This window comes from Winogradskyella psychrotolerans RS-3 (genome assembly GCF_000427335.1).
Taxonomy (GTDB): Bacteria; Bacteroidota; Bacteroidia; order Flavobacteriales; family Flavobacteriaceae; genus Winogradskyella; species Winogradskyella psychrotolerans.
This window is the reverse complement of sequence record NZ_ATMR01000128.1, coordinates 168834-194917: the sequence shown is the minus strand read 5'-3', so window position 1 is coordinate 194917 and position 26084 is coordinate 168834. Positions and strand designations below refer to the sequence as shown.

Genomic DNA, 26084 nt, shown 5'->3' with positions numbered 1-26084 from the left:
TTAAAATTATTTGGGTTAGAATACACCAGTAAAAATAAAAAAGTTTTCAATATTATATATTTGCTATTAATCAAGGGGGATCAGGTTAGGACATTTTGCGCTTAACCTGTTTTTTTTTATTAAAATAAATAAGATTTTTTAGATAGACCTGTGATATTATCATACAAAAAAGGGCTTCTCAAATTGAGAAACCCTTTTTTTTTTACATCTAATTATTTTGTCTATTCAGACACAATTATTCCTTTTGAAATATTTCTGCCATCCTGACTTGATAATTTTAAAACATAATTACCACTAACTATTTTTGATATATCTATATTAATTACAGAATTAATAGTTTCTGTTTTACCTTTCATAATTAATCTTCCATCAATACTGTATAATTTGAAAGATTCAATATTAGTATTGTTATAAACTTTAATGTTTAAGTTACTTTGAGTTGGATTAGGATAAATTGAAATATTGTTTTCTAAATCATTTTCGCCTACAGATAAACTTTGAGAACCATAAAACTCTATTTCAGTAATATTAGACCAAGCACTTGCTCTATCATCTCCTTCAACATTAAATCTACCATAACTCATTAATTTTATATAATGTGCGTTGACAGAAACTTCATACTGATCAAAAGCATCTCTCGTACCTGTTGTTGTGGTAATTAATAAATCACCTGTTGTTGGTAAAATCATTGTAAAGTCTGAAAGATCTGTTCCTGTAGTCGAAACCCAAAATTGTATGCCATAAGGATCTGACTTATCATCTGTTGCAATTTGTATTAAATCGAGTTGATACTCATCATCTAAATTGTAGATAATAAATTCACCGTCACCTTTATAATCACCAGCCAAAATGGAACCATCTGATGCCGTCCACTGCGTCCCAGTATCTTTATCTAACGTATTGTATGCATAATTTGTTTTTGGAGGATTCGCATTAAGATCTACTTCTTGTTGCGAAAATGAATGAACCGTCACAGGATCCTCTCCTTCAACACCTGTATTAATAAGGTTGAATAAATCCGTTAAATCGGCTCCATTCTGTGTTACATTTAATTGTCTAACAATTACATTTTCTCCTGAAGTTTGAGTAAAAGTTATAGACCCCGTTCTACTACTTGTATCTTCATTATCAGTAACCGAAACGACAACTGTAGCATCACCTGTACCAATATTTAGATCAATAGATATCCAAGAATCATTAGAAATAGCTGCCCAACTTACATTTGCATTCACAGAAACATCATAGCTAGCTGCATCTGGGTCTAGTGTTGGCAAACCACTAACAGTTAAAGATTCTGGTACTTCAATAGTACAATCACCATCAGTAATACTAGCCCCTAAACTATTTAAAAAGCAAGCTCCGATTCCTTGGCCAACCATAGCATCCGTTGTTGGTTCGTAAACACCCATATCAGCACCTTTACCGGCAGATCCAATCCCAGAAAATGTAAAAATCTCACCAACCGCAGTTGCTAAAATTCCTGTTTCTTCAGAAAAACCAGCATTTGCTTCTCCTAATGCTGCTCCCGTATAAACGTTTCCACTGTAACTTAAAGTTGTTCCAAGATTAGCATAAGAATTTTCAGTATCCCCACTAATAACGTTTGTAATATTAGGATTATTAGCCGTATAATAAATTAGGTTATTCGAAAATGTTCCAGTTGGATCCGTTGAACCTTTGTCTGTATTATAATATAAAGGAGCATTTGTGTTTATAATAGTGTTATTAGAGACATCAATATTTTCAACTTTTTGATAATCACTAGAATTATTATCAGAAGTACAAGGCACAGCGTTATTAGCGCTTCCACCTAAAAAAGTGATACCATTGTTCCATTTTGCCTGATCAATAACCGTAATACAATCTTGAATATAATTATTAGCAATCGTATGTTCACTATCAACAATTCTAATACCACCTGTGCCATCAATATTTTCACCTAAAAAGTAATTGCCATCAACCGTAGCATTAGATCCATGTCTAAGTACTAAAGACCCTCTACTTCTTCTAAACGTATTATTGATATAGGAGTTGTTTTTACTTTTATTGGTAATAATTTCATTTTCACCATCAGCCTCTACAAAATAGTTATTACTCACCATTACACTACTATCAACATTTTGATATGAGCTAGTACCAATTCGGATTGTTTCACTATCGCCAGCGTTAGTTAAATTAGAATCTATTTTTTCATACTTGTAGAAATAATTATTACTAATGGTATGACCAACAATATCACAACTCGTATTTATTTCTGGTTCATTATCTTCTACCGGAGGATATGCATTGTATGACAGTTCTACTAAAATCATATTTCCAGAACTTGCTTTATTCATAAATGAACAGTTAATTACGGTGTTATAAGTTCCGTATAACATCATCCAATTATGTTTTGTACTTGTTCCTGCAGATGGACTTTCAACTGCTAGACCATCCATTGCACAATTTTGAATTGTACTATAATTAGCATAATCTGTACCATCTCTGAATTCTATAACGACACTAGATCCATAGCCACCTTGCCAATAAAAACCATCAATAATAACGTGATCACCACCAATACTCATTTGCATGCCTCCAGTAAATTTAACACCTCCTGGCGTTTCTGCTCTAAATGTAATAGGCATTGCTGCTGTACCTGTAGTAGGCGAAAATTTAATTCTATCACTATCAGGATAAATTCCATCTTCCAAGATAACAGTGTCTCCTGCAGCGAGTGTTTCAACTAAATCTTCAAGATCATCAAGATCATTAATACTATATGTTTCTTGAGAAAACACACTGTAGCTTGATAGCAATAATGCACAAATGGTGTTGAATAATGAATTCTTAAAAAGGTAAAATGTTTTCATAATAAAATAGATTAATTGTTGTTAGAGAAACTGGTCAACCAAACTGGTTAACCAAATATAAATAAATAATTATAGTTTTAATAAAAAAACTGAATTATTATTGTAGATTTCACTAAAACAATGCAAAATTTATACGATAACGATAAGTAATTTCTATATTATCAATTTATTTATACCTGCAATACTAATTTTATATTTTATAACTTTAATTTTTATATTTTCGTAATATCTCTATACTAAATAAGCGCCAATTAATATGACAGAAGTAACACGTCTTTTTGATTTTCCATATTTTCAATTACAACATAAACCAAATCCTAAAGCATTGGTTACCAAATACGATGGGAAATGGCAACCGACATCTACACAAGAATATGTAGATAATTCTAATGCAATGAGCAGGGCTCTATTACGTTTGGGTGTGCAAAAAGATGATAAAATTGCAGTTATTTCTACGGCGAATAGAACAGAATGGAACATCATGGATATTGGAATTCTCCAATTAGGTGCGCAAAACATCCCCATATATCCAACCATTAGCGCAGAAGATTATGAGTATGTATTAAATCACAGTGAATCAATCTACTGTTTTGTATCTGATGTGGAAGTCTTAGAAAAAGTAAGAAAAGTTCAAGCTAATACAAAATTAAAGAGGTTTATTCTTTTGATCATATTGAAGGTTGCAAGCACTATTCAGAATTACTAGAACTTGGGAAGGATGAAAGCAATCAACCTGAAGTAGAACTAAGAAAAGATGCCGTAAAATCATCTGATTTAGCCACTATAATTTACACCTCTGGCACTACAGGTAAACCAAAAGGTGTTATGCTTTCCCATTGGAACATTACTAGTAATGCCTTAGACAGCTCTCCAAGAGTACCACACGTAGAAGGTGAAAACCGTATATTAAGCTTCTTACCTATATGTCACGTTTTTGAACGGGTTTTAATTTATGTTTATCAATATGCTGGAATGTCCATTTACTATGCGGAAGGCATTGATAAAATTGGTGATAACGCTAAAGAGATAAAACCGAATTTAATGAGTGTTGTGCCACGTCTACTTGAAAAAGTTTTCGATAAAATAATGCATAAAGGGGAAGAATTATCTGGAATAAAAAAAGGATTATTCTTTTGGGCTGTAAGGTTAGCTGAGCGTTGGGAGCCTTATGGAGCTAATGGTGGATGGTATGAGTTTCAGTTAAAAATAGCGAACAAACTAATTTTTAGTAAGTGGAGAGATGCTCTTGGAGGAAACTTAAGCACAATGGTTTCTGGTAGTGCTGCATTACAACCAAGATTAGCACGAATCTTTGGAGCAGCAGGAATGCAAATTATGGAAGGTTATGGTTTAACAGAAACCTCGCCAGTTGTTGCTGTTGGAATGTACAAAGATAATTATTATAAAGTAGGCACTGTGGGTAAGCCAATTGATAATGTAGAGGTTAAAATTGCTGACGATGGAGAACTCTTAATTAAAGGCCCTAATGTTATGATGGGTTATTATAAAGATCCTGTAAAAACAGCTGAAGTCATGACAGGTGACTTCTTTCACACAGGAGATAAAGGTGAAATTGATGCCGATGGTTTCTTAAAAATTACAGGTCGAAAAAAGGAAATGTTTAAAACCTCTGGCGGAAAATATGTTATTCCACCACTTTTAGAGAACGACATGAAACAATCACTTTTCATCGAACAAATTATGGTTGTTGGTGAAGGTGAAAAAATGCCTGCAGCTTTAATTCAACCTAATTTCGATTTCATACGCGATTGGATTGACTTTAAACAAAATGGTGTTGGAAAAACAGATACAGAAATTGCCAACTCAGAAATTGTGATTAATAGAATTCAAGAAGAAATAGATAAGTACAATAAGCATTTCGGTAAATGGGAACAAATTAAGCGTTTTGAACTTACGCCAGATGTTTGGTCTATAGAAGGTGGACACCTCACTCCTACTATGAAAATGAAGCGTGCTATTATTGTTGGTATTTATCAAGATTTATACGATAAGATTTATAGGGTTTAATTCTTTAAAACTTTTTTATACACTTATTAAAAAGGACTAGCTACACTAATTAGTGTAGCTAGTCCTTTTTTCAATCTATCTAAATTTGAATTACACTAGTCTTCAATACATCTAACATTTAATCAAGCTTTCAAAGCACCTAGAGTAGGTTAAATAACTATAATTCTTAACCACTAAGCAATTATCTAAACTTATTTGATAATTGAAGTATTCATAATTTATAGAACCTAAAAAAGGGTTTCCTTCATTTTAATAACATAATTTTAACATTATGTAAATATTATTTTAAAGATTTATTATGCGTGCATAGTATTTTTTATTATCTTTGGTACTCAAACTAAGACCATGAAAGATAAAACCATTGATTACGTCTTAAGAACGACATGGTTAGCAGTTAATAAAATGTACAACGAAGAAGCCTCTGAATTTGGCACCACTATGGCTACAGGTTTTACATTACTAAGTATTGATCCAGAAAAAGGAACCCCTTCAACTTCGTTGGGACCAAAAATGGGAATGGAGGCGACAAGCCTTTCTAGAACCTTAAAGACAATGGAGTCTAAAGGTTTAATAGAACGAAAACCAAATCCTGAAGACGGTCGTGGAGTCCTTATATTTCTAACTGATTTTGGTAGACAAAAAAGAGCTTTATCAAAAGAGAAGGTTTTAACCTTTAATGAGGCTATCAAAACTAACGTCTCTTCAGAAGAACTAACAAATTTTTACAAGGTTGCGGAAATCATTAATAATATGATTTCTAACAAACAGATATACAATAAAAAAGAACACATTTTAAAATAAGATGAGTAAACGAAGAATTAAAAAAATAGCAATTATTGGATCTGGAATTATGGGAAGCGGTATCGCTTGTCATTTCGCCAATATTGGTGTCGATGTTTTATTATTAGACATCGTACCAAGAGAACTTAACGACAAAGAGAAAGCTAAAGGTTTAACTTTAGAAGATAAAGTTGTACGAAACAGAATAGTTAATGATGCCTTAGCTGCATCACTAAAATCGAAGCCCTCTCCTATTTATAGTCAATCTTTTGCAAGTCGAATTACTACAGGAAACTTAGAAGACGATATCGCTAAAGTAGCTGATGTCGATTGGATTATGGAAGTTGTAGTTGAAAGACTAGATATTAAACAACAAGTTTTTGAAAAACTTGAAAAACACCGTAAACCAGGAACGCTAATTACATCAAACACGTCTGGTATTCCTATTAAGTTTATGAGTGAAGGTCGTAGTGAAGATTTTCAGAAGCATTTCTGTGGCACACACTTCTTTAATCCGGCACGATATTTAAAATTGTTCGAAATCATTCCTGGTCCAAAAACAGACCAAGCGGTATTAGATTTCTTAAATGAGTATGGAGAAAAATTCTTAGGAAAAACCTCTGTGATCGCAAAAGATACTCCTGCATTTATTGGAAACCGAATCGGAATTTTCAGCATTCAAAGTTTATTTCACACGGTTAAAGATTTAGATTTAACCATTGAGGAAGTAGATAAATTATCAGGCCCTGTAATTGGTCGTCCAAAATCAGCAACCTTCCGTACGGTTGATGTGGTTGGTTTAGATACTTTAGTTCATGTCGCTAATGGCATAAGAGAAAACTGTCCTAAAGATGAACGTTTAGAGTTATTTGAATTACCAGATTTCATCAATAAAATGATGGAAAATAAATGGTTGGGAAGTAAAACAGGACAAGGTTTCTATAAGAAGGTCAAAAAAGAAGACGGTTCTTCTGAAATTTTATCATTAGATCTAAACACCTTAGAGTATCGTGCTTCTAAACGTGCAAAATTTGCCACATTAGAATTGACCAAAACTGTTGATAAAGTTGTGGACCGTTTCAAAATACTAGTTAAAGGTAAAGACAAAGCTGGTGAATTCTACAGAAAGAGTTTCGCAGCCTTATTTGCTTATGTATCTAATAGAATTCCTGAAATCACAGACGATTTATATAAAATTGATGATGCTATGAAAGCAGGTTTTGGATGGGAACATGGTCCTTTCCAAATTTGGGATGCTATCGGAGTTGAAAAAGGAATCGAAATTATGAAAGCAGAAGGTTTAGAGCCTAATGCTTGGGTAAACGACATGTTAGCATCGGGAAGCACATCGTTTTATACCGTAAAAGAGGGAGCGACTTATGCTTATGACATTCCTAAAAAATCACAAGAAAAAATTCCTGGTCAAGATGCATTTATCATCTTAGATAACATCAGAAAAACAAACGAAGTGTTTAAAAACTCTGGTGTTGTCATCGAAGATCTAGGTGATGGTATTCTTAACTGTGAATTCCAATCTAAAATGAACACCATTGGTGGAGATGTTCTCGCAGGATTAAATAAAGCCATCGACTTAGCCGAAAAAGATTTCGCTGGTTTAGTAGTTGGTAATCAAGCCGCAAACTTCTCTGTTGGAGCCAACATCGGAATGATTTTTATGATGGCTGCAGAACAAGAATATGACGAGCTTAACATGGCTATCAAATATTTCCAAGATACCATGATGCGTATGCGTTATTCATCAATACCAACAATTTCTGCTCCTCACGGTATGGCTTTAGGCGGTGGATGTGAATTGTCATTACACGCAGATAAAGTAGTCGCAGCAGCAGAAACTTACATGGGACTTGTAGAGTTTGGTGTTGGTGTAATTCCTGGTGGTGGTGGTTCTAAAGAAATGGCTTTAAGAGCATCGGATATTTTCCATAAAGGAGATGTACAGTTAAATGTTTTACAAGAGTATTTCTTAACTATTGGTATGGCAAAAGTATCAACTTCTGCTTACGAAGCTTTCGATTTAGGATTACTTCAAAAAGGTAAAGATGTTGTAGTGGTTAATAAAGACCGTCAAATTGCAGTCGCAAAACAGCATGCTAAATTAATGGCAGACGCTGGTTATACGCAACCTGTAAAACGAAATGATGTTTTAGTTCTTGGTAAACAAGCCTTAGGTATGTTTATGGTAGGAACAGATTCTATGGAAGACTCTAATTACATTTCTGAACACGATATGAAAATCGCAAACAAACTAGCATACGTTATGGCTGGTGGTGATTTATCTGAACCAACTTTAGTAACAGAACAATATCTACTAGATATTGAACGTGAAGCATTCTTAAGTTTATGTACAGAACGTAAAACTTTAGAGCGTATTCAACATATGTTAACCAAAGGAAAACCGTTACGTAATTAAAAATTACTAAGCGATTAGCCTTTAGCATATAGCTATTGGCAGTGATAATGTATAATTTTTAGACGCTAATAGCCAAAAGCTAATAGCCAAAAGCACAAAATATGAAAACAGCATATATAGTAAAAGCATATAGAACCGCAGTTGGTAAAGCACCAAAAGGCGTGTTCCGTTTTAAAAGAACAGATGAATTGGCAGCAGAAACCATCAAGTATATGATGAAGGAATTGCCAGGTTTAGACCCAAAGCGTATTGACGATGTTATTGTTGGTAACGCAATGCCAGAAGGTTCTCAAGGATTAAATATGGCACGGTTAATCTCTTTAATGGGATTAGAGATTGTTGATGTTCCAGGAGTAACTGTCAACCGTTTTTGCTCTTCTGGAGTAGAAACTATTGGTATGGCAACTGCAAAAATACAAGCCGGGATGGCAGATTGTATTATTGCTGGTGGAGCAGAAAGCATGAGTGCGGTGCCAATGACAGGTTTTAAGCCAGAATTGAATTACGACGCTATTGTAAAAGCAGGTCATGAAGACTATTATTGGGGCATGGGAAATACGGCTGAAGCTGTTGCAAAACAATTCAACGTATCTCGTGAAGACCAAGATGAATTCGCCTACAATTCACACATGAAAGCTTTAAGAGCGCAAGCTGAAAACCGTTTTCAGGATCAAATTGTTCCTATTGAAGTAGAACAAACGTACATTGATGCTAACGGAAAGAAAGCTACAAAATCTTACACAGTTACTAAAGATGAAGGCCCTCGTGCTGGAACAAGTAAAGAAGCCTTAGCAAAACTTAGAGCGGTATTTGCTGCTGGTGGAAGTGTTACAGCTGGTAATTCGTCACAAATGAGTGATGGTGCTGCTTTTGTAATGGTAATGAGTGAAGACATGGTAAAGGAACTAGGTTTAGAACCAATTGCAAGAATGGTAAACTATGCTGCAGCAGGTGTTGAGCCTCGTATTATGGGTATCGGACCAGTAAAAGCGATTCCAAAAGCCTTAAAACAAGCAGGTTTAAAACAAGACGATTTAGCTTTAATTGAGTTAAATGAAGCTTTTGCTTCGCAATCTTTAGCGGTAATTAGAGAATTAGGTCTTAACCCAGATATTATAAACGTCAACGGTGGTGCCATTGCATTGGGTCACCCATTAGGATGTACTGGAGCAAAACTATCGGTACAACTTTTTGACGAAATGCGTAAGCAAAACATGCAAGGCAAATATGGTGCTGTTACGATGTGTGTTGGTACAGGTCAAGGTGCTTGTGGGGTATTTGAGTTTCTTAATTAAGAATCAAGACTAAAAGAGTCAAGAACCAAGACAAAAAAACAGATACTATGCATAATTTCAAGAAATTAAAAATTTGGAATGAAAGCATGGCATTAGTTTCAGAATCTTATAAAATCACGCGAAGTTTTCCAAAGTTTGAAACTTATGGCATAATAAATCAAATGAATAGATGTGCTGTTTCTATTCCTTCAAATATATCAGAAGGAACAAGTAAAAGTTCAAACAAACATTTTGCTCAATATTTAGAGTATAGCTTAGGTTCTGCTTTTGAATGGGAAACACAACTGAATGTTGCTTTTAATGAAGACTACATTTCAGAAGAAAAATTTAAAGAACTAGAAGACAAAATAAAACAAATACAAAAAATGATTTCAAGTTTCAAATCCGGACTTAAGCTGTCTTGATTCTTGGTTCTAGAAATCTTAAAATCTAATAACAAAAAAAATGGCAGATACAGAAAAAGACATCCTACGTGGAGGTCAGTTCTTAGTAAAAGAAACAAATTGTGACGATGTGTTTACTCCTGAAGATTTTTCAGAAGAACAAACCATGATGAAGGAATCCGTAAAGGAATTTAATGATCGTGAAATCATTCCTCATAAAGCACGTTTTGAAGCTAAAGATTATGCATTAACTGAAGAGGTGATGCGTAAAGCTGGTGACATGGGATTTTTAAGTGTTGCTGTTCCTGAAGCTTATGGCGGAATGGGAATGGGTTTTGTATCTACAGTATTAACTTGTGATTATATCTCAAGTGGAACTGGTTCTTTTAGTACTGCTTTTGGTGCACATACAGGAATTGGTACTATGCCAATTACCTTATATGGTACTGAAGAACAAAAACAAAAATACGTTCCTAAATTAGCCTCTGGTGAGTGGTTTGGAGCGTATTGTTTAACAGAACCTGGTGCAGGATCTGATGCCAATTCTGGTAAAACAACAGCTACACTTTCAGAAGACGGTAAGTCTTATAAAATTAACGGACAAAAAATGTGGATCTCAAATGCAGGTTTCTGTAGTTTGATGATTGTTTTTGCTCGTATTGAAGGTGATAAAAACATTACAGGTTTCATCGTAGAATATAATGGTGAAAATCCAAATGGTATTGTTTTAGGTGAAGAAGAACACAAATTAGGAATTCGTGCCTCTTCTACTCGTCAAGTATTTTTTAATGATACTGTAGTGCCTGTTGAAAATATGTTAGCAGGTCGTGGTGAAGGCTTTAAAATCGCCATGAACGCTCTTAATGTTGGTCGTATTAAATTGGCTGCGGCTTGTTTAGATTCTCAGCGTCGTATTTTAACGACTGCTGTAAATTACGCTCAAGAACGTAAACAATTTAAAACTCCTATTGCAGACTTTGGAGCTATTAAAGTAAAGTTAGCTGAAATGGCGGCTAGTGCTTATGCTGGTGAATCTGCAACCTATAGAGCTGCTAAAAATATTGAAGATAGAATTGCTATGCGAGAAGCTGCAGGTAATTCGCATCAAGAAGCAGAACTTAAAGGGGTTGAAGAATATGCTATTGAATGTTCTATCTTAAAAGTAGCGGTATCAGAAGATGTACAAAATGCTGCAGATGAAGGTATCCAAATTTTTGGTGGTATGGGATTCTCTGAAGAAACTCCAATGGAGTCTGCTTGGAGAGATGCTCGTATTGCTCGTATTTACGAAGGCACTAATGAAATAAACAGAATGTTAGCTGTTGGTATGTTAGTTAAAAAGGCGATGAAAGGTCATGTTGATTTATTGGGTCCTGCTTCTAAAGTACAAGAAGAATTAATGGGTATTCCTTCTTTTGAAACTCCAGATTATTCTGAATTATTTTCAGAAGAAAAGCAAATGATTGCAAAACTTAAGAAAACATTCTTAATGGTTGCTGGTGGAGCTGTTCAAAAATTTGGACCGCAACTAGAAGAACACCAACAATTGTTAATTGCTGCTGCAGATATCTTAATTGAAATCTATATGGCAGAATCTGCAATTTTAAGAACAGAGAAAAATGTGAAGCGTACTAGCGAAGCAGAACAATCTGCACAAATCGCAATGGCGAAATTATATTTATATCACGCTGTAGATATCGTTGAAGAAAAAGGGAAAGAAAGTATTATTTCTTTTGCTGAAGGAGACGAACAACGTATGTTATTAATGGGACTTAAGCGTTTTACAAAATATGCAAACTATCCAGATATCGTAGATTTACGTATTGAGATCGCAGAAAAAGTAAAAGCAGAAAACAAGTACTGCTTTTAAAAATTTAGGTTAAGTTGAATGGTTAAAAGCCAACACTTCCGATTCATGATTTTCGGTTGTGTTGGCTTTTTTAATTTAGTTACTCTTTCTAATTTCTTCTAATCCTTCAAAAATTGAAGCTGCTATTTGCTTTTGACGATCCACATTCATCAAAACCTTATGATCCTCTTCATTCGTAATAAATCCGAGTTCTAATAATACACCAGGACTATTGATATGTCTAAAAATATACATAGGCACTGTTTTAAGTCCGCGATTGGTTGAAAATAATTCCATCTGGTTTTCTAATAAAATCTTGCCAAATGCATAAGATTTATCCTTAAACTCGTCTTTGTCGTTGTAGTAAGCCTCTACTCCATTTGTCAATGGATTTGAATGTGCATTGGCATGCAAACTTACAACTAGATCTGCATTTTGCGTACTAATAAATTCAACACGTTCTTGTAATGTAAAAAATGTATCCTCAGTTCTTGTGGTAATAATTCTGATATTATCACTACTCAAAAGAGATAACTGATGAGAAATATTTAAAACAATATTTTTCTCATCTAAATTACCAGAATCATGTCCTCCATGTCCAGCATCTATAACAACTACGAGCGGTTCTTTTAAATCTTTGTAAGAACTTAATACAAAGATGCCTGCAAGAAGTAAGCTGACAGATATAATGTTTAAAGTTCGTTTGAATACTGATGATTTTGATTGATGTAACATAATAATTCGATTTTTGATTTGAATGAAATTAAATCCGCTAGTTAGAGGAACGCGGTATTCCTTTTGTCCTAAGTTGATAATAGTATTTGAGTAATTCTCAATATCAATCCCTGATGAGACAGACTTTTCATCTGCTCTAAATTCGTGATTCTGCAAAGTGGATTTTTTGTACAACCAAATAAATGGATTAAACCAAAAGATGCAACTGAGCAATTCTAAAAGGATAATATCTACAGAATGTAATTCTTCACTATGGACGGTTTCATGAGCAATAATGCTTTTGTAATCCGCTCTAGAAAGCGTGTTCTGTTTAGGAATAAACATATAATTAAAAAAACTAGACACCATATCAGAGTCCGTACTCTTTATCACTTTAAGTTTTCCATCATATTCATATTCGTTTCTTGTCAATCCATAAATCTTAGATAAATTCTTTAAGAATCGGAACACTAAAAACAATGTTATAATAAAGTAGACATAGAAAAAAGGACTTTTTTGAGAGTGGTCGACCTGCTGAGCCTCACCAAAAGTTACGTCTTCAATAGGCTGAGTTTCCACTACCGAAGCAGTAAATTTCTCTAAAGGTATTTCAGTAATACTCGGCACAGCCTTAAAGAGTTCAATCTCCATAAATGGCGCAACTAGACACAAAAGAAGAGAACCTATTAAGAAAAAGCGATTAAACTGAAATGTCTTTTGCTTTCTGAGTAACAAAACATAAACCGCGTACGAACAGCCTAAACTAATAATGGTATAAACGAAATAACTAATCATTGGCTTTCTTTTGATCCATTTTTTGCTTTAACAACGCTTGAAGCTCTTCTAACTCTTGCATCGATAAATCGGCATTTTTAGCAAAAAATGATGCAAATTGTGCTTTAGAATCGTTGAAGAAATGCTGAATCATTCCGTTAACCTGTTTTGTAAAATAATCATTCTTTTTAAGAATTGGAAAATATTGTTTATCTCTACCCAAACGTTCAAAACCTATATAATCCTTATCTGTCATACGTTTCAATAAAGTTGAAATCGTCGTATAAGCTGGTCTTGGCTCTGGAAATTTCTCTACAATATCTTTCATAAATCCTTTTTCAAGCATCCATAAGTACTTCATAATTTGAAGCTCAGATTTATTTAGTTGTTTTATATCCACAATTATAGTTTTAATACTACAAATGTAGTAATAAAATTTAATTATCCAAATTCAGCTTAAAAAATATATCTTTAGACTCATTACAAAAACAGTATTAATTGCTCTATCTCAAACCAATCATTCTATGAAATATGTAATCATCTTCTTATTAATATTTACAACATCTCATGCACAGCTAACAAAACCATTAGAGCCCAAACTAGAAAACATCAAATGGATTGCTGGCACATGGCATGGTGAAGCTTTTGGTGGTATTACTGAAGAAATCTGGAGCGAACCATCAGGTGGTTCCATGATGGCAACGTTTAAATTAATTCACGACGGAAAAGTAGTTTTCTACGAAATAGAAGTCATAAGAGAAGTCGAAAATTCATTAATCCTTCAACTAAAACATTTCGGTCCAGATCTTAAAGGCTGGGAAACAAAGGACGAAACCGTAGACTTTCCTTTAAAAGAAATTACAGAAAATAAAGTTATTTTTGAGGGCATGACTTTCGAGAAAATTTCATCCAATGAAATGAATATCTATGTGGATATAAAAAATGAAGATGGCATAGCAGAAACCGTAAAATTCAATTATAAAAAATAACCCATGAAAAAAGCAACCTACCTCCTATTTCTTTTAGTTTTAGTTTTCAATTGTAAAAATGAAACGTCTAAAAAAGCAGAAGAACCTTCTCTAAAAGAAGCACCTCAAAACATAGCATCAACTAAAATTGAAAAGCAATTACGAGAAGTTTATAAATCCAAAACCGCCATTACTATTGATGGCGTGTCTAACGATTCTGCTTGGGCAAAAAGCCAATGGTATGATTTAAACCAAGTTTGGTTAGGCGACTCACTAACTGAAGATGATTATTCTGGACGTTTTAAATTAAGCTGGACAGATGATGCGCTTTATGTTTTAGCCGAAATAAAAGACGATACTTTAATCGATAAAATAGAAGATCCTTTAGAGAGATGGTGGGATGACGATTGCTTAGAAATCTTTATAGATGAGGACAATAGTGGTGGCGAACATCAATTTAATCATAATGCCTTCGCCTATCACATCGCTTTAGATGGCAATGTGGTTGACATGTCTACGGAAAAAACAGGTAAACTTTATAATTCGCATATCGAATCTAAAAACATAACCACAGGCAACACAACCATTTGGGAAGTAAAAATGTCACTTTACGACGATTCATACAATGATCATGGAGAAAATACACCTGTAAACTTAAGCGCCAATAAAAAAATAGGTTTTGCCATTGCCTACTGTGACAATGACAAAAGTTTAGAACGTGAAAACTTTATAGGGTCAATTCCTGTTGAAGGTAAAGATAAAAATCGTGGTTGGATTGATGCCAACATCTTTGGTACCATTCTATTAAAAGAATAAACAAATTAACCTAACGTGTCTTTAACTTTTTCTTCCGGAGTAACATTCGATAGGTTGATTGCGGTTTCAATTAAAGCTAAATGTGAGTACGCTTGCGGAAAATTACCTAGTAACCGTTTGGTTTTAAAATCGATATCCTCACTGAACAAACCTAGGTGATTACTGTAAGACAATAATTTTTCAAATTGTTCTGCTGCTTTTTGCTCCTCTCCTATTTTATATAAGCTATTAATGAACCAAAACGTACAGATGGTAAATGAAGACGATGGCAATCCAAAATCATCCTTAGTTTTATACCTGTATAATAAACCTTCATGGCATAAATCGCGCTCAATAGCTTTTACTGTACTCACAAATTTAGGATGCTTAGCATCAATAAACCCATAAGATTCCATCAATAAAACAGAAGCATCTAAATCCTCAGAATTATAAGCCTGCGTAAATGCTTGTACTTTGTCATTCCAAGCATTGTCCATAATATCTTTTCTTATGGCTTCTTCTAGCAATTGCCAACGAGCAATTTTCGATGTTTTACCTAAGAGTTTAGCTACTTTTAAAGCTTTATCAATAGCTGTCCAACAGAGTACTTTAGAAAAAGTAAAATGTTGATCTCCTTCTCTAAATTCCCAAATACCTTTATCTGGTTCCTGCCAATGTTTACTTACAACCCAAACAATGCCCTTAGTCATTGTCCAAAGTTCTTCACCATTTTCAATATCATTACTAAATTTAGCTAATAACTGATGAATAACATCCATTAAAATACCATAGATATCATTCTGTTTTTGCATGTACGCTGCGTTTCCAACTCTTACTGGACTAGACCCTTTATAACCAGAAAGATGATCCAAAGATTCCTCTGTAAGTATTTTTTCTCCACTAATACCATACATTATCTGTAATTTTTCATCCTTATCTGGCATTAAACTGATAATAAAATCAAGATAACGTCTCGCTATGTTTTTATGCCCCAATTGCGACATTACTTTTATTACCATAGAGGCATCTCTAATCCAACAAAAACGATAATCCCAGTTTCTAACTTCACCAATAGTTTCTGGTAAAGATGTTGTTGCAGCAGCTAAAACAGCACCTGTTTTATCATAACTCAGCAACTTTAATGTCATTGCACTACGGGAGATCTGTTCGTTATATTTTTTGTAGGTTGGTGTGCGCTCCATCCAATTGAGCCAATATACCTTTGTACGCTCAAACTCTAAACTTGCATATTTTAAGTCTGGTACAAATAACTTTTCGTTATAACCAACCAAGAAAAAATGATCTGACGTTAGCGATATAGATTCGCCTTCTAAAACTGCGTTTTTTTCTAAATCAGTATATAAAAATAACGTATCATAGCTCTGCTCATTATTAAGACTCACAATAAAATCGCCCTTAACATAAGTTGAAGTCACCCCTTTTGCATATTCTAATTTCGGGTTATAAGCGACTTTTAATACTGGTTTTCCCGAAATGTATTTTATATATCTAATAAATTCTGGTGGCGAATGATAACCACCATTAGATTTATGATATCGTGGCATAAAATCAATAACCTCAAACACATCAATACCATTACTAAACCGTGTTATTAATATGGCTGTGTTTTCAAGATAAAATTGATTTGTAGTGTAACTTTCGTCAACAATAAAACCAAAGCTACCTCCTATGTCATCATCTAATAACTTTGCAAATACAGATGCGGAATCAAACTTTGGCAAACAACACCAATCAATGGATGCCTCTTTAGATACTAAAGCGGCACTTCTACAATTTCCTATAATTCCGTAATCTAAATTATTCATTAATTTCTCTATTTAAAATGATGATAAAAATTCTAATTTCTTTAAATTAACGAAAATATTGAAAACCATCCAAAATATTAGCATGAATAAAACAATAATTGTCTCAAACCGATTACCACTTCAAATCTCGATAGAAGACGACAAACTTAACGTAACTCCTAGTGTTGGTGGGCTTGCAACTGGAATGAAGTCTGTTCACGCAGATGGAAATGGCGTTTGGGTTGGTTGGTCTGGAATTACAGATGAAGAATTAAACGACAACCTTAAATCTAAAGTCAATGCTAAAATTGAAGACGCAAAATGCAGAGCTGTAGGTCTTACTGAAGCTGATGTTGAAGATTTTTATTTAGGCTTTAGTAATCGTACACTTTGGCCCTTATTTCATTATTTTTTAGAATATACTGAGTTTGAAAAATCACAATGGGAAGCTTATAAGCGCGTAAACGTAAAATTTGCTCAAGTTGTTTTAGAAACCATTGAGGAAGGTGATACCGTTTGGGTTCACGATTATCAATTATTGCTTTTACCTCAACTTATTAAAGAAGCCCGGCCAGATGTGACCGTAGGTTTCTTTCTGCATATTCCGTTTCCTTCTTATGAGATATTTAGAACATTTCCGTGGCGTGAAGAACTTTTAACAGGAATGCTTGGTGCAGATCTTATTGGTTTTCATACCTATGATTACGAACGTCATTTCTTAAGTTCTGTAAAACGTATTTTACGTCTCGATGTTAATTTTAATGAAATTACGTATCACGATAGAATTATAAAAGTCGATTCATTTCCTATGGGAATAGACTACGACAAATTTTACAATGCTGCACTGGCGCACGACAATCCAAATACTGAAAAATCTGAGCTCCAAAAACGCTTAGATACACATTTAAATGTAGCTGATAATCAAAAATTCATCCTTTCAATAGATCGTTTAGATTACACAAAAGGAATTCCAAATCGATTGCGCGCTTTTGAGTATTTTCTAAATACCTATCCACAATATAAAGAAAAAGTAAGATTAGTAATGCTCGCCGTTCCTTCGCGTTCTAACGTGCCACAATATAAAAAGTTAAAACGTGAAACAGACGAATTAGTCGGTCGTATTAATGGCGAATTTTCTACAGTAAGTTGGACACCAATTTGGTATTTCTATAGATCTATGCCTTTTGAAAATCTTATCGATTTATATACATCATCTGATGTGGCTTTAATCACTCCCGTAAGAGATGGTATGAATTTAGTCGCAAAAGAATATGTAGCTACACGTACAAAACAAGATGGTGTCCTTATTCTAAGTGAAATGGCAGGTGCTGCAAAAGAAATGAACGAAGCTATTCTTATTAACCCTAACAGTTTCGAAGATTTTGCTACAGCACTAAATAAAGCATTAACCATGCCTTTGGAAGAACAAAAAAGCCGAATGAGAATTTTACAAAAACGTTTAAAACGCTATGATGTAGAAAAATGGGCGGAAGAATTTTTTAAAACTTTAGATGCGACTAACCAGATCCAAGATATTAGCATTTCAAAAAAAATGAATGAAGAAGAAGAGCAACTAATCATTGAACGTTTTAAAAATGCCAAAAACAGACTTATTCTTTTAGATTACGATGGTACCTTAGTTGGCTTTAAGGACAATCCTCAAGATGCTAAACCTGACACAGAATTATACGCGCTTTTAGATAAATTTGAAAACAAAAAAGACACTAAACTCTGTTTAATTAGCGGAAGAGATAAAGCGACATTTCAAGAATGGTATGGAGAGAAAGACTATGACCTTATTACAGATCATGGAGTTTGGATGAGAGAACAAAAAAAATGGACTCCGTTAGAAATTCTTAAAACAGAATGGATGTCTAACATTAAACCTATACTCGAAACTTTTGTAGATAGAACACCAGGAACGTTTATTGAAGAGAAAGAATACTCTTTAGCTTGGCATTACAGAACTGCTGATCCTGAATTAGCACAAATACGCACTTTGGAGCTCAACACTGTTTTAACAAGTATGGTCGCCAACAATGAATTATCGGTTTTACAAGGCAATAAGGTTATAGAAATTAAAAGTAGTAACGTTAATAAAGGTAGAGCAACAACCCAACTATTAATGAAAGACGATTATGATTTCGTTTTAATTATGGGTGATGACTGGACCGACGAATATATGTTTGAAGTTGCACCAGAATCTGCGGTTACCATAAAAGTTGGTTACGTAAAAACAAAAGCTAAATATCAAATTAAAGGCCCAATTGAGGTTAGGGAATTACTCAAGAAAATTATTTAAAATGAACAAACTTTTAGTATTATTCACACTAGTTCTTACGATTAGTGTAGCTGCTCAAACCGATCAGAAAATCTATGATATTATCGATGCGGTCTCAGAAGAAAATTTACGTTATAACGTAAAAACCTTAGCTGATTTTGGCACAAGACATACACTAAGCGACACCATTTCTAATACGCGTGGTATTGGAGCCGCTCGTCGTTGGATAAAATCTGAATTCGAAACCATTTCTAAAGATTGTAACGATTGCTTAGAGGTGTTCTACCAAAAGGATTTAGTAAAAAAAGGAGAGAATCAACGTATCGTTAAAGATGTGATGGTCGTTAATGTGGTCGCCATTCAGCGAGGCACAAAATATCCAAATCGGTATATCATAATGAGTGGTGATATCGATTCTAGAGTCTCTGACCCAAATGATTTTACTTCTGATGCACCAGGTGCTAATGACAATGCCACAGGAATGGCAGGTGCTATTGAAGCTGCTAGAGTGTTATCTCAATATCAATTTGATAATAGTATTATTTATGTGGGACTGTCCGGTGAAGAACAAGGTTTGTTTGGAGGTCAAGGCTTGGCGAAATATGCACAAGACCATAATTGGGACATCATTGGAGTTTTAAATAATGACATGATTGGAAATATATCTGGAGTGGATGGTGTGATTGATAATCGCACTTTCCGAATTTTCTCAGAACCAATTACAACGTCGGAAACAGATCCTGAAACATTAGCAAAACAAGCGAGAGCAAGACGTTTTTATGGTGGTGAAGTTGATGGCATTTCGCGTCAGTTAGCTCGATTCATATACAAAACCACAAAAACATACATGCCAGAGATGAACCCAATGCTGGTTTATCGCTTAGATCGTTTTGGACGTGGTGGTCATCATAGACCTTTTAATGATGCGGGTTTTGCTGGTATCCGAATTATGGAAGCTCACGAAAACTATACACAACAGCATCAAGATATTCGTACAGAAAACGGCATTGCATACGGAGATACTTTTGAACATGTTAACTTTCCGTATTGCAAAAAACTAACCGCTGTCAACGCCATTACTATGGGAAGCCTTGCTTCTGCTCCACCGTCTCCAACCGAAGTTAGTATTGGTGGCATTGTGGAAGCCTCTGCTAAATTACAATGGAATAATGTTGAAGGTGCCAAAGGTTATAAAATCTATTGGAGAGATACCACATCACCAACTTGGGATCACAGCCGCTATGTAGAAGATATAACCGAGTTTACCTTAGATGGTATCGTAATTGATAATTTCTTTTTTGGAGTCGCAGCGGTAAGTGCTGATGGCCATGAAAGTGTTGTTGTCTTTCCTAATAGTATCATGCGATCAACCATTCTAAAATGAAAAATTTTTTATTAGCATTTTCTGCTATACTTTTGATTTCAACGGGTCACAGTCAAGGATTACTTCAAGGTAAAGAAAAATTTACACATCAAGATACCCTAAGAGGAAGCATCACTCCAGAGCGCGCATGGTGGGATTTAACCTATTATCATTTAGATATTGAAGTAAAACCAGAGCTCAAGTTCATTTCAGGAAAAAACACTATTTATTATAAAGTAGTTTCAGAGCCTAATGAGTTTATGCAAATCGATTTGCAACAGCCCATGGAAATAACCAAGGCGATTCAAGATGGCAAAGAATTAGAGGTACAAGTTGAAGGTAATGCTAATTTTATTTTAATTCCTACAAAGCAAAACATTGGTTACATCAAATCTATTGAAATTCATTACAATGGTTATCCAAGAGAAGCCAAACGCGCTCCTTGGGATGGTGGATTTTCATGGAAAAAAGATCAAAACGGCAAACATTTTATTGCCACCTCGTGTCAAGGTTTAGGAGCAAGTGTGTGGTGGCCAAACAAAGACCATATGTATGACGAAGTGGATAGTATGCTGATTAGCGTTACCAATCCAAAAGGGTTGACGAATGTGTCTAACGGTCGTCTTAGAAAACTGGTTGAAAATAATAACAATACCGTCACTTCACATTGGTTTGTGAGCAACCCAATTAACAATTATGGCGTTAATGTGAATATTGGCGACTATACCAATTTCTCTGAAGTCTTTAAAGGTGAAAAAGGGGATTTAGATATGAATTATTATGTTCTAAAAGAGAACTTAGAAATCGCCAAAGATCATTTTAAAGATGCTCCAAAAATGATGAAAGCCTTTGAGCATTGGTTTGGACCTTATCCATTTTATGAAGATAGTTTTAAACTTGTTGAAGTGCCTTATTTAGGCATGGAGCACCAAAGTTCTGTAACCTACGGAAACCAATATAAGCAAGGCTATTTAGGACGAGATTTATCTGGTACAGGTTGGGGTTTAAAATTTGATTTTATTATCATTCATGAAGCTGGTCACGAATGGTTTGCTAACAATATTACCAACAAAGACATCGCAGACATGTGGATTCACGAAGGGTTTACCTCCTACTCGGAAAATCTATTTTTAGATTACTATTACGGTAAAGAGGCTTCTGCCGATTATGTTATTGGCACACGTGCTAATATTCAAAACGACAAACCATTAATTGGAGCCTACAATGTGAATAATGAAGGTTCTAGCGATATGTACTATAAAGGTGCAAATATGCTACATACGCTCCGTCAACTCATAGAAGATGATGAAAAATGGAGACAAATTCTTCGCGGTTTAAATTCTGAATTTTATCACCAGACGGTAACGACGAAGCAGATTGAAGATTACTTAAGTGAGCACTCTGGAATTGATTTAACTGAATTTTTTAATCAATATTTAAGAACGACTAAAATTCCGACGTTGGAATATGAAATTAAAAAGAGGGAACTAAAGTATCGTTGGACGGACATTGTTGAGGGTTTTGATATGCCAATTCAAGTTAACATTGATGGCAAATCCGAATGGCTATTTCCAAAAGCAGAATGGCAGACTAAAAAAATATCGTCTAAAGACTTTAAGATAGATAGAGATTTTTATATCCTATCAAAAGAAATTTAAAAAGTAGACCTGTCAGGTCTGAAAACAAAGGATTCCTGCTTTCTCGGGAAGTGAACATGGATCTACAAGAATTATATTTTAAAACAGATACGGAATGGCGCGAATGGTTGCTAGACTATCACGATTCTGTAAAAGGTGTTCATTTAATTTTCTACAAAGTTGATCATAAAAAGGACTCTATGCGTTGGGAAGACGCCGTAAAAGTGGCGCTTTGTTTTGGTTGGATAGATTCTACCGTAAAAAGTTTAGGAGATGGAAAACGTAGACAATATTTTTGCCCAAGAAAACCTAAAAGTGTTTGGAGTGCGGTTAACAAAAAATATATTATTGAATTACATAAAGAAAACTTAATCCACAAGAGCGGTCATAATTCTATTAAAATAGCCAAAGAGAATGGTAGTTGGACAGAATTAGATGATGTAGAAAAAGGGATCATTCCGAGCAATCTTCAACAAGCTTTTAATGCCAATAAAACAGCGTATGCTAATTACCTCAACTTTGCGCCTAGCTATAGAAAACATTATTTATACTGGTTAAATCAGGCCAAACGCGAAGACACCAAACAAAAAAGAATCGAAGCCATTATTAAACTCTGCGATGCTAATATTAAAAGTCGTGATGTTAGATAGATTTAGATTCATACGTTAACCTATTCCGTGAAAGAGAAAAATAAATCCTTAGCTAAGTCAACGCGTTGGTATCGCAAAGCACATCGCTTTGTTGCGATTCCGCTATTGATTTTTATTATTATAATGAGTATTACTGGACTTCTCCTAACTTGGAAAGATGAATTAGGTTTTAAACCTGCAACCACAAGTATTAATTCTAATGGACGTCATTTGATTTCTTTATCAGAAATTGAAATGAAAGCTATTAATTATATGGACAGCTTAGAACTTTCAAACGACATAAACAGAATCGATTACCGACCAAGAAAAGGCATCGCCAAAGTACGTTTTGATCATCATTTTACAGAATTACAAATCGATTGTTATACAGGTGAAATCATCTCACAAAAGACAAGAACAGCAGATATTATTGAAATGATTCATGATGGTTCTATTATCGATTTTCTTTTCAATTCCAGTGGAACACCAACAAAACTCTTCTACTCTACCTTAATAGCATTGGGTCTACTATTTATTTCTTTGAGCGGTTTTTGGTTATGGTTGAAACCAAAACAGATTAAGAAGAATAAGACGCTTATTAAGTAAGCGTTTTAGATGATCCAAAAATCATTAATGATTACATAAAAAAAGACCTGTCAGGTTCTAAAAACTTGACAGGCCATAAATTAAATATTGATTTCACTTATAAACCACTAATATAACTTCCATAAGGATCTTTAAACTGCATCCCTTCAGAATAACTATACTTGCTCAATTTTTTAAATTGTGTTAGTCCCCAAAGAATAAATTCTTTTTCAAAATAGACATCCCTTGGATCAATTTCTGGTTGATAATCTGCAATTAAAGCATCTAACGGAGTCACCTCATCTAATTTTGCTTTATAAGCCTTATCATCATATTCGTTTAACAATTCAAAACCGTCTCCATTGAAAAACCATGAGATTAAGTCATCATAAGGAGTTTCGTCACCTTGCTTTTCTAACTTCTCTACTTTAGGAAAATATTTAGGAAACAAGGTTTTTACGGCGGCTTCCATTAAAGCATTGGCTACAAAATCGGCACCTTCTTGTTCGCCTTCATATACCAATTCTACTTTCCCTGTAATTGCGGGAATCACTCCTGTAAAATCAGATAATCGCACTGCTGTTGTATCGTCTCCAGCAATTAATGCTCTGCGCTCTGCGGTGCTTAGTAAATTCTCAAACGCTGTAATACTCATACGTGCACTTACTCCACTTTTTACATCTACGTATTCACTTTCTCTAGCTTCAAAACTAATTTGCTCTAACAAATCTTTAGCTAATTCAGGGACGTAAACAGATTCTGATTGTCTGGAATCTAGCTTCGCTTCTTGTGCAGTAATTGTTCTTGCTGTTTCTACATCCTCAGGATAATGCGTTAAAATCTGAGAACCAATTCTATCTTTTAAAGGAGTTACAATGCTTCCTCTATTGGTGTAATCTTCAGGGTTTGCCGTAAATACAAACTGCATATCTAAAGGCAAACGCAATTTAAATCCTCTAATTTGAATATCACCTTCTTGTAAAATATTGAATAAGGCGACTTGAATTCGTGCTTGTAAATCTGGTAATTCGTTTATGACGAAAATGCAGCGGTTAGCTCTTGGAATCATACCGTAGTGAATCACACGATCATCGGCATAACTCAATTTTAAATTGGCTGCTTTTATTGGATCTACATCACCAATAATATCAGCAACAGTCACATCTGGTGTGGCTAATTTTTCAGCAAAACGATCATTTCTATGTAACCAAGTTATTGGAGTATCATCTCCTTTTTCAGCAATTAACTCTACAGCAAATCTTGAAATTGGAGCTAAGGGATCGTCATTAATTTCAGAGCCTGCTACGACTGGAATGTTTTCATCCAACAGATTCACCATCATCCTTGCCAAACGTGTTTTTGCTTGTCCTCTTAATCCTAATAAATTAATATTATGCCTAGATAGAATTGCACGTTCTAATTCTGGAATCACTGTATTTTCATAACCGTGAATACCTTCAAACGTGGTTTTCTTATTCTTTATATTGTCAATAAGATTATCTCTCAATTCATCTTTAATAGACTTTGATTGGTAACCTGCTTTTTTTAATTCGCCGAGTGTACTTATGTTTTCTGTTTTCATTTTATAGCTTTTGGCTATTAGCCTTTAGCTATTAGCGAGCTCGTTTGAGCTAAAGGCTAATACCTAAGAGCTAAAAGCTTTATTTATCCTTTAATTCTTTTCTTTCTGTTATTCTCGTAATCTTCAAATATCATTTCTCCTAAACCTTTCAATCCTGTATAGAATGCTTTTCCTCTATTGGCTTGCGTAAATTCTCTAATAAATTGCATCAAATACGGATCCTCAGCAATCATAAAGGTCGTTATCGGAATATGTAAGCGTCTTGCTTGTTGCGCCATTGCATAACACTTGTTAGTGATAAACGGATCTAATCCATTACTATTTTTATAATACTGTCCGTCTGGCATTCGCAAACAACTGGGTTTACCGTCGGTTATCATAAAAATCTGCTTGTTGGTATTACGTTTTCTACGCAACATATCCATCGCGAGTTGTAATCCTGCAACGGTATTGGTATGATATGGACCGACTTTTAAATAGGGTAATTCTTTGATTTTAATTGGCCAAGCATCGTTTCCAAAGACTAATATTTCTAATGTATCTTTTGGATAGCGTGTCGTAATTAATTCTGCCAAAGCCATAGCTACTTTTTTAGCTGGGGTAATACGATCTTCACCATAAAGAATCATACTGTGACTAATATCAATCATTAAAACAGTACTCATTTGGCTTTTGTGAAGGGTTTCTTCAACCACCAAATCATCTTCGGTTAAACTAAAATCACCAATACCATTATTAATTTGAGCGTTTTTCAAACTCTCTGTCATGGATACTTTATCTAAACCATCACCAAATTGATAGGCTCTTAAATCGCCTGTATGCTCATCACCAAGTCCTAATCCTTTGCTCTTGTGATTCCCAGAACCACTACGTTTTATTTTTCCAAAAATTTGATCTAAAGCTTGCTGACGGATAGCGCGTTCTGTTTTCGCAGTAATCGTCATGCCTCCTTCACCTGTTCCGTTAGGATCTAATTCTTCTCTGATATACCCTTTATTTTTTAAGTCTTCAATAAAATCATCAATGGTATACTCTGGAGTCGTTAATGTATATTCTTTATCAAGACTACGCAACCATTCAATGGCTTCATCAAAATCGCCTGAAGTATGTGTAATAAGCTCCTTAAAAATTTCGAAAAGTTTTTCGAAAGGAGATTGGTTGGGAGCTTCGTAGGTTTTAAAGACGAAACCCGATTTGTTCGTTTTTTCTTTCATGTGTTTCTCTTTATTGTTATTTAACTGACACATGCAGTTCGCTACTATTCTCAGTCTTTCTTTTATGAAATTTAAAGACTGTGCGTTTCATAGCTATGTAAAAATAATGCTTTTCCAAC

18 protein-coding genes and 1 pseudogene are annotated in these 26084 nt (G+C 34.4%); 13 read left to right on the top strand and 6 right to left on the bottom strand.

Going from position 1 to position 26084, the window contains the following annotated elements; all coding sequences use genetic code 11:
- Nucleotides 1-221: 221 nt before the first annotated feature.
- Nucleotides 222-2852 (bottom strand): chondroitinase-B domain-containing protein, encoded by a 2631-nt coding sequence (locus ADIWIN_RS14110; protein WP_020896828.1) that lies wholly within the window; start codon nt 2850-2852, stop codon nt 222-224.
- A 256-nt stretch (nt 2853-3108) separates the two neighbouring features.
- On the opposite strand from ADIWIN_RS14110, the pseudogene ADIWIN_RS14105 reads away from it, so the two are divergent.
- The 6 genes and pseudogenes from ADIWIN_RS14105 (at nt 3109) to ADIWIN_RS14080 (ending at nt 11639) form a co-directional block, all read left to right on the top strand.
- Nucleotides 3109-4880, top strand: a pseudogene (locus ADIWIN_RS14105) (AMP-dependent synthetase/ligase).
- A 345-nt stretch (nt 4881-5225) separates the two neighbouring features.
- The gene (locus ADIWIN_RS14100; RefSeq protein WP_020896825.1) at nt 5226-5681 is read left to right on the top strand and encodes a MarR family winged helix-turn-helix transcriptional regulator; all 456 of its coding nucleotides are present in this window, start codon (nt 5226-5228) and stop codon (nt 5679-5681) included.
- Between the two features lies 1 nt (nt 5682).
- Entirely contained in the window at nt 5683-8091 is a 2409-nt protein-coding gene (locus tag ADIWIN_RS14095; RefSeq protein WP_020896824.1) for a 3-hydroxyacyl-CoA dehydrogenase/enoyl-CoA hydratase family protein, read from the top strand.
- A 101-nt stretch (nt 8092-8192) separates the two neighbouring features.
- A complete protein-coding gene (locus tag ADIWIN_RS14090) occupies nt 8193-9386 on the top strand; it encodes an acetyl-CoA C-acyltransferase (RefSeq protein ID WP_020896823.1) in 1194 nt (397 codons plus the stop codon).
- 47 nt (nt 9387-9433) lie between these two features.
- On the top strand, nt 9434-9790 hold the full coding sequence (locus ADIWIN_RS14085; RefSeq protein ID WP_020896822.1) for a four helix bundle protein: 357 nt from the start codon (nt 9434-9436) through the stop codon (nt 9788-9790).
- A gap of 40 nt (nt 9791-9830) precedes the next feature.
- Entirely contained in the window at nt 9831-11639 is a 1809-nt protein-coding gene (locus ADIWIN_RS14080; RefSeq protein WP_020896821.1) for an acyl-CoA dehydrogenase FadE, read from the top strand.
- Nucleotides 11640-11714: 75 nt separating this feature from the next.
- On the opposite strand, the gene ADIWIN_RS19690 is transcribed toward ADIWIN_RS14080, so the two are convergent.
- Both ADIWIN_RS19690 and ADIWIN_RS14070 read right to left on the bottom strand, forming a co-directional pair.
- Nucleotides 11715-13127, bottom strand: a complete 1413-nt coding sequence (locus ADIWIN_RS19690; protein ID WP_020896820.1) for an N-acetylmuramoyl-L-alanine amidase — start codon at nt 13125-13127, stop codon at nt 11715-11717.
- Nucleotides 13120-13506, bottom strand: a complete 387-nt coding sequence (locus ADIWIN_RS14070; protein WP_020896819.1) for a BlaI/MecI/CopY family transcriptional regulator — start codon at nt 13504-13506, stop codon at nt 13120-13122. Before ADIWIN_RS14070 ends, ADIWIN_RS19690 begins: the two co-directional genes overlap by 8 nt.
- A 124-nt stretch (nt 13507-13630) precedes the next feature.
- Here ADIWIN_RS14070 and ADIWIN_RS14065 point away from each other — a divergent pair, with 124 nt between their 5' ends.
- Entirely contained in the window at nt 13631-14095 is a 465-nt protein-coding gene (locus ADIWIN_RS14065; RefSeq protein WP_020896818.1) for a DUF6265 family protein, read from the top strand.
- A gap of 3 nt (nt 14096-14098) precedes the next feature.
- Nucleotides 14099-14890, top strand: coding sequence for a sugar-binding protein (locus ADIWIN_RS14060; RefSeq protein WP_020896817.1), 792 nt, complete (start codon nt 14099-14101; stop codon nt 14888-14890).
- A gap of 5 nt (nt 14891-14895) precedes the next feature.
- On the opposite strand, the gene ADIWIN_RS14055 is transcribed toward ADIWIN_RS14060, so the two are convergent.
- Nucleotides 14896-16695, bottom strand: coding sequence for a glycoside hydrolase family 15 protein (locus ADIWIN_RS14055; RefSeq protein ID WP_020896816.1), 1800 nt, complete (start codon nt 16693-16695; stop codon nt 14896-14898).
- A gap of 82 nt (nt 16696-16777) precedes the next feature.
- Here ADIWIN_RS14055 and ADIWIN_RS14050 point away from each other — a divergent pair, with 82 nt between their 5' ends.
- Genes ADIWIN_RS14050 through ADIWIN_RS14030 form a run of 5 tightly spaced genes read left to right on the top strand, consistent with a single transcriptional unit; the run spans nt 16778 to nt 23190 of the window.
- Nucleotides 16778-18976: a bifunctional alpha,alpha-trehalose-phosphate synthase (UDP-forming)/trehalose-phosphatase gene (locus ADIWIN_RS14050; RefSeq protein WP_040757398.1), complete on the top strand. Its 2199-nt coding sequence runs from the start codon at nt 16778-16780 to the stop codon at nt 18974-18976.
- A 1-nt stretch (nt 18977) separates the two neighbouring features.
- Nucleotides 18978-20339, top strand: a complete 1362-nt coding sequence (locus ADIWIN_RS14045; protein ID WP_020896814.1) for a M28 family peptidase — start codon at nt 18978-18980, stop codon at nt 20337-20339.
- The gene (locus ADIWIN_RS14040) at nt 20336-21976 is read left to right on the top strand and encodes a M1 family metallopeptidase (RefSeq protein WP_020896813.1); all 1641 of its coding nucleotides are present in this window, start codon (nt 20336-20338) and stop codon (nt 21974-21976) included. Before ADIWIN_RS14045 ends, ADIWIN_RS14040 begins: the two co-directional genes overlap by 4 nt.
- 56 nt (nt 21977-22032) lie before the next feature.
- Entirely contained in the window at nt 22033-22605 is a 573-nt protein-coding gene (locus tag ADIWIN_RS14035; protein WP_020896812.1) for a YdeI/OmpD-associated family protein, read from the top strand.
- A 27-nt stretch (nt 22606-22632) separates the two neighbouring features.
- A complete protein-coding gene (locus tag ADIWIN_RS14030; RefSeq protein ID WP_020896811.1) occupies nt 22633-23190 on the top strand; it encodes a PepSY-associated TM helix domain-containing protein in 558 nt (185 codons plus the stop codon).
- 97 nt (nt 23191-23287) lie between these two features.
- On the opposite strand, the gene ADIWIN_RS14025 is transcribed toward ADIWIN_RS14030, so the two are convergent.
- Together ADIWIN_RS14025 and ADIWIN_RS14020 are read right to left on the bottom strand one after the other, a co-directional pair.
- Nucleotides 23288-24751, bottom strand: coding sequence for a MoxR family ATPase (locus tag ADIWIN_RS14025; protein WP_020896810.1), 1464 nt, complete (start codon nt 24749-24751; stop codon nt 23288-23290).
- Nucleotides 24752-24834: 83 nt separating this feature from the next.
- Nucleotides 24835-25965, bottom strand: a complete 1131-nt coding sequence (locus tag ADIWIN_RS14020; protein ID WP_020896809.1) for a vWA domain-containing protein — start codon at nt 25963-25965, stop codon at nt 24835-24837.
- Nucleotides 25966-26084 lie beyond the last annotated feature (119 nt).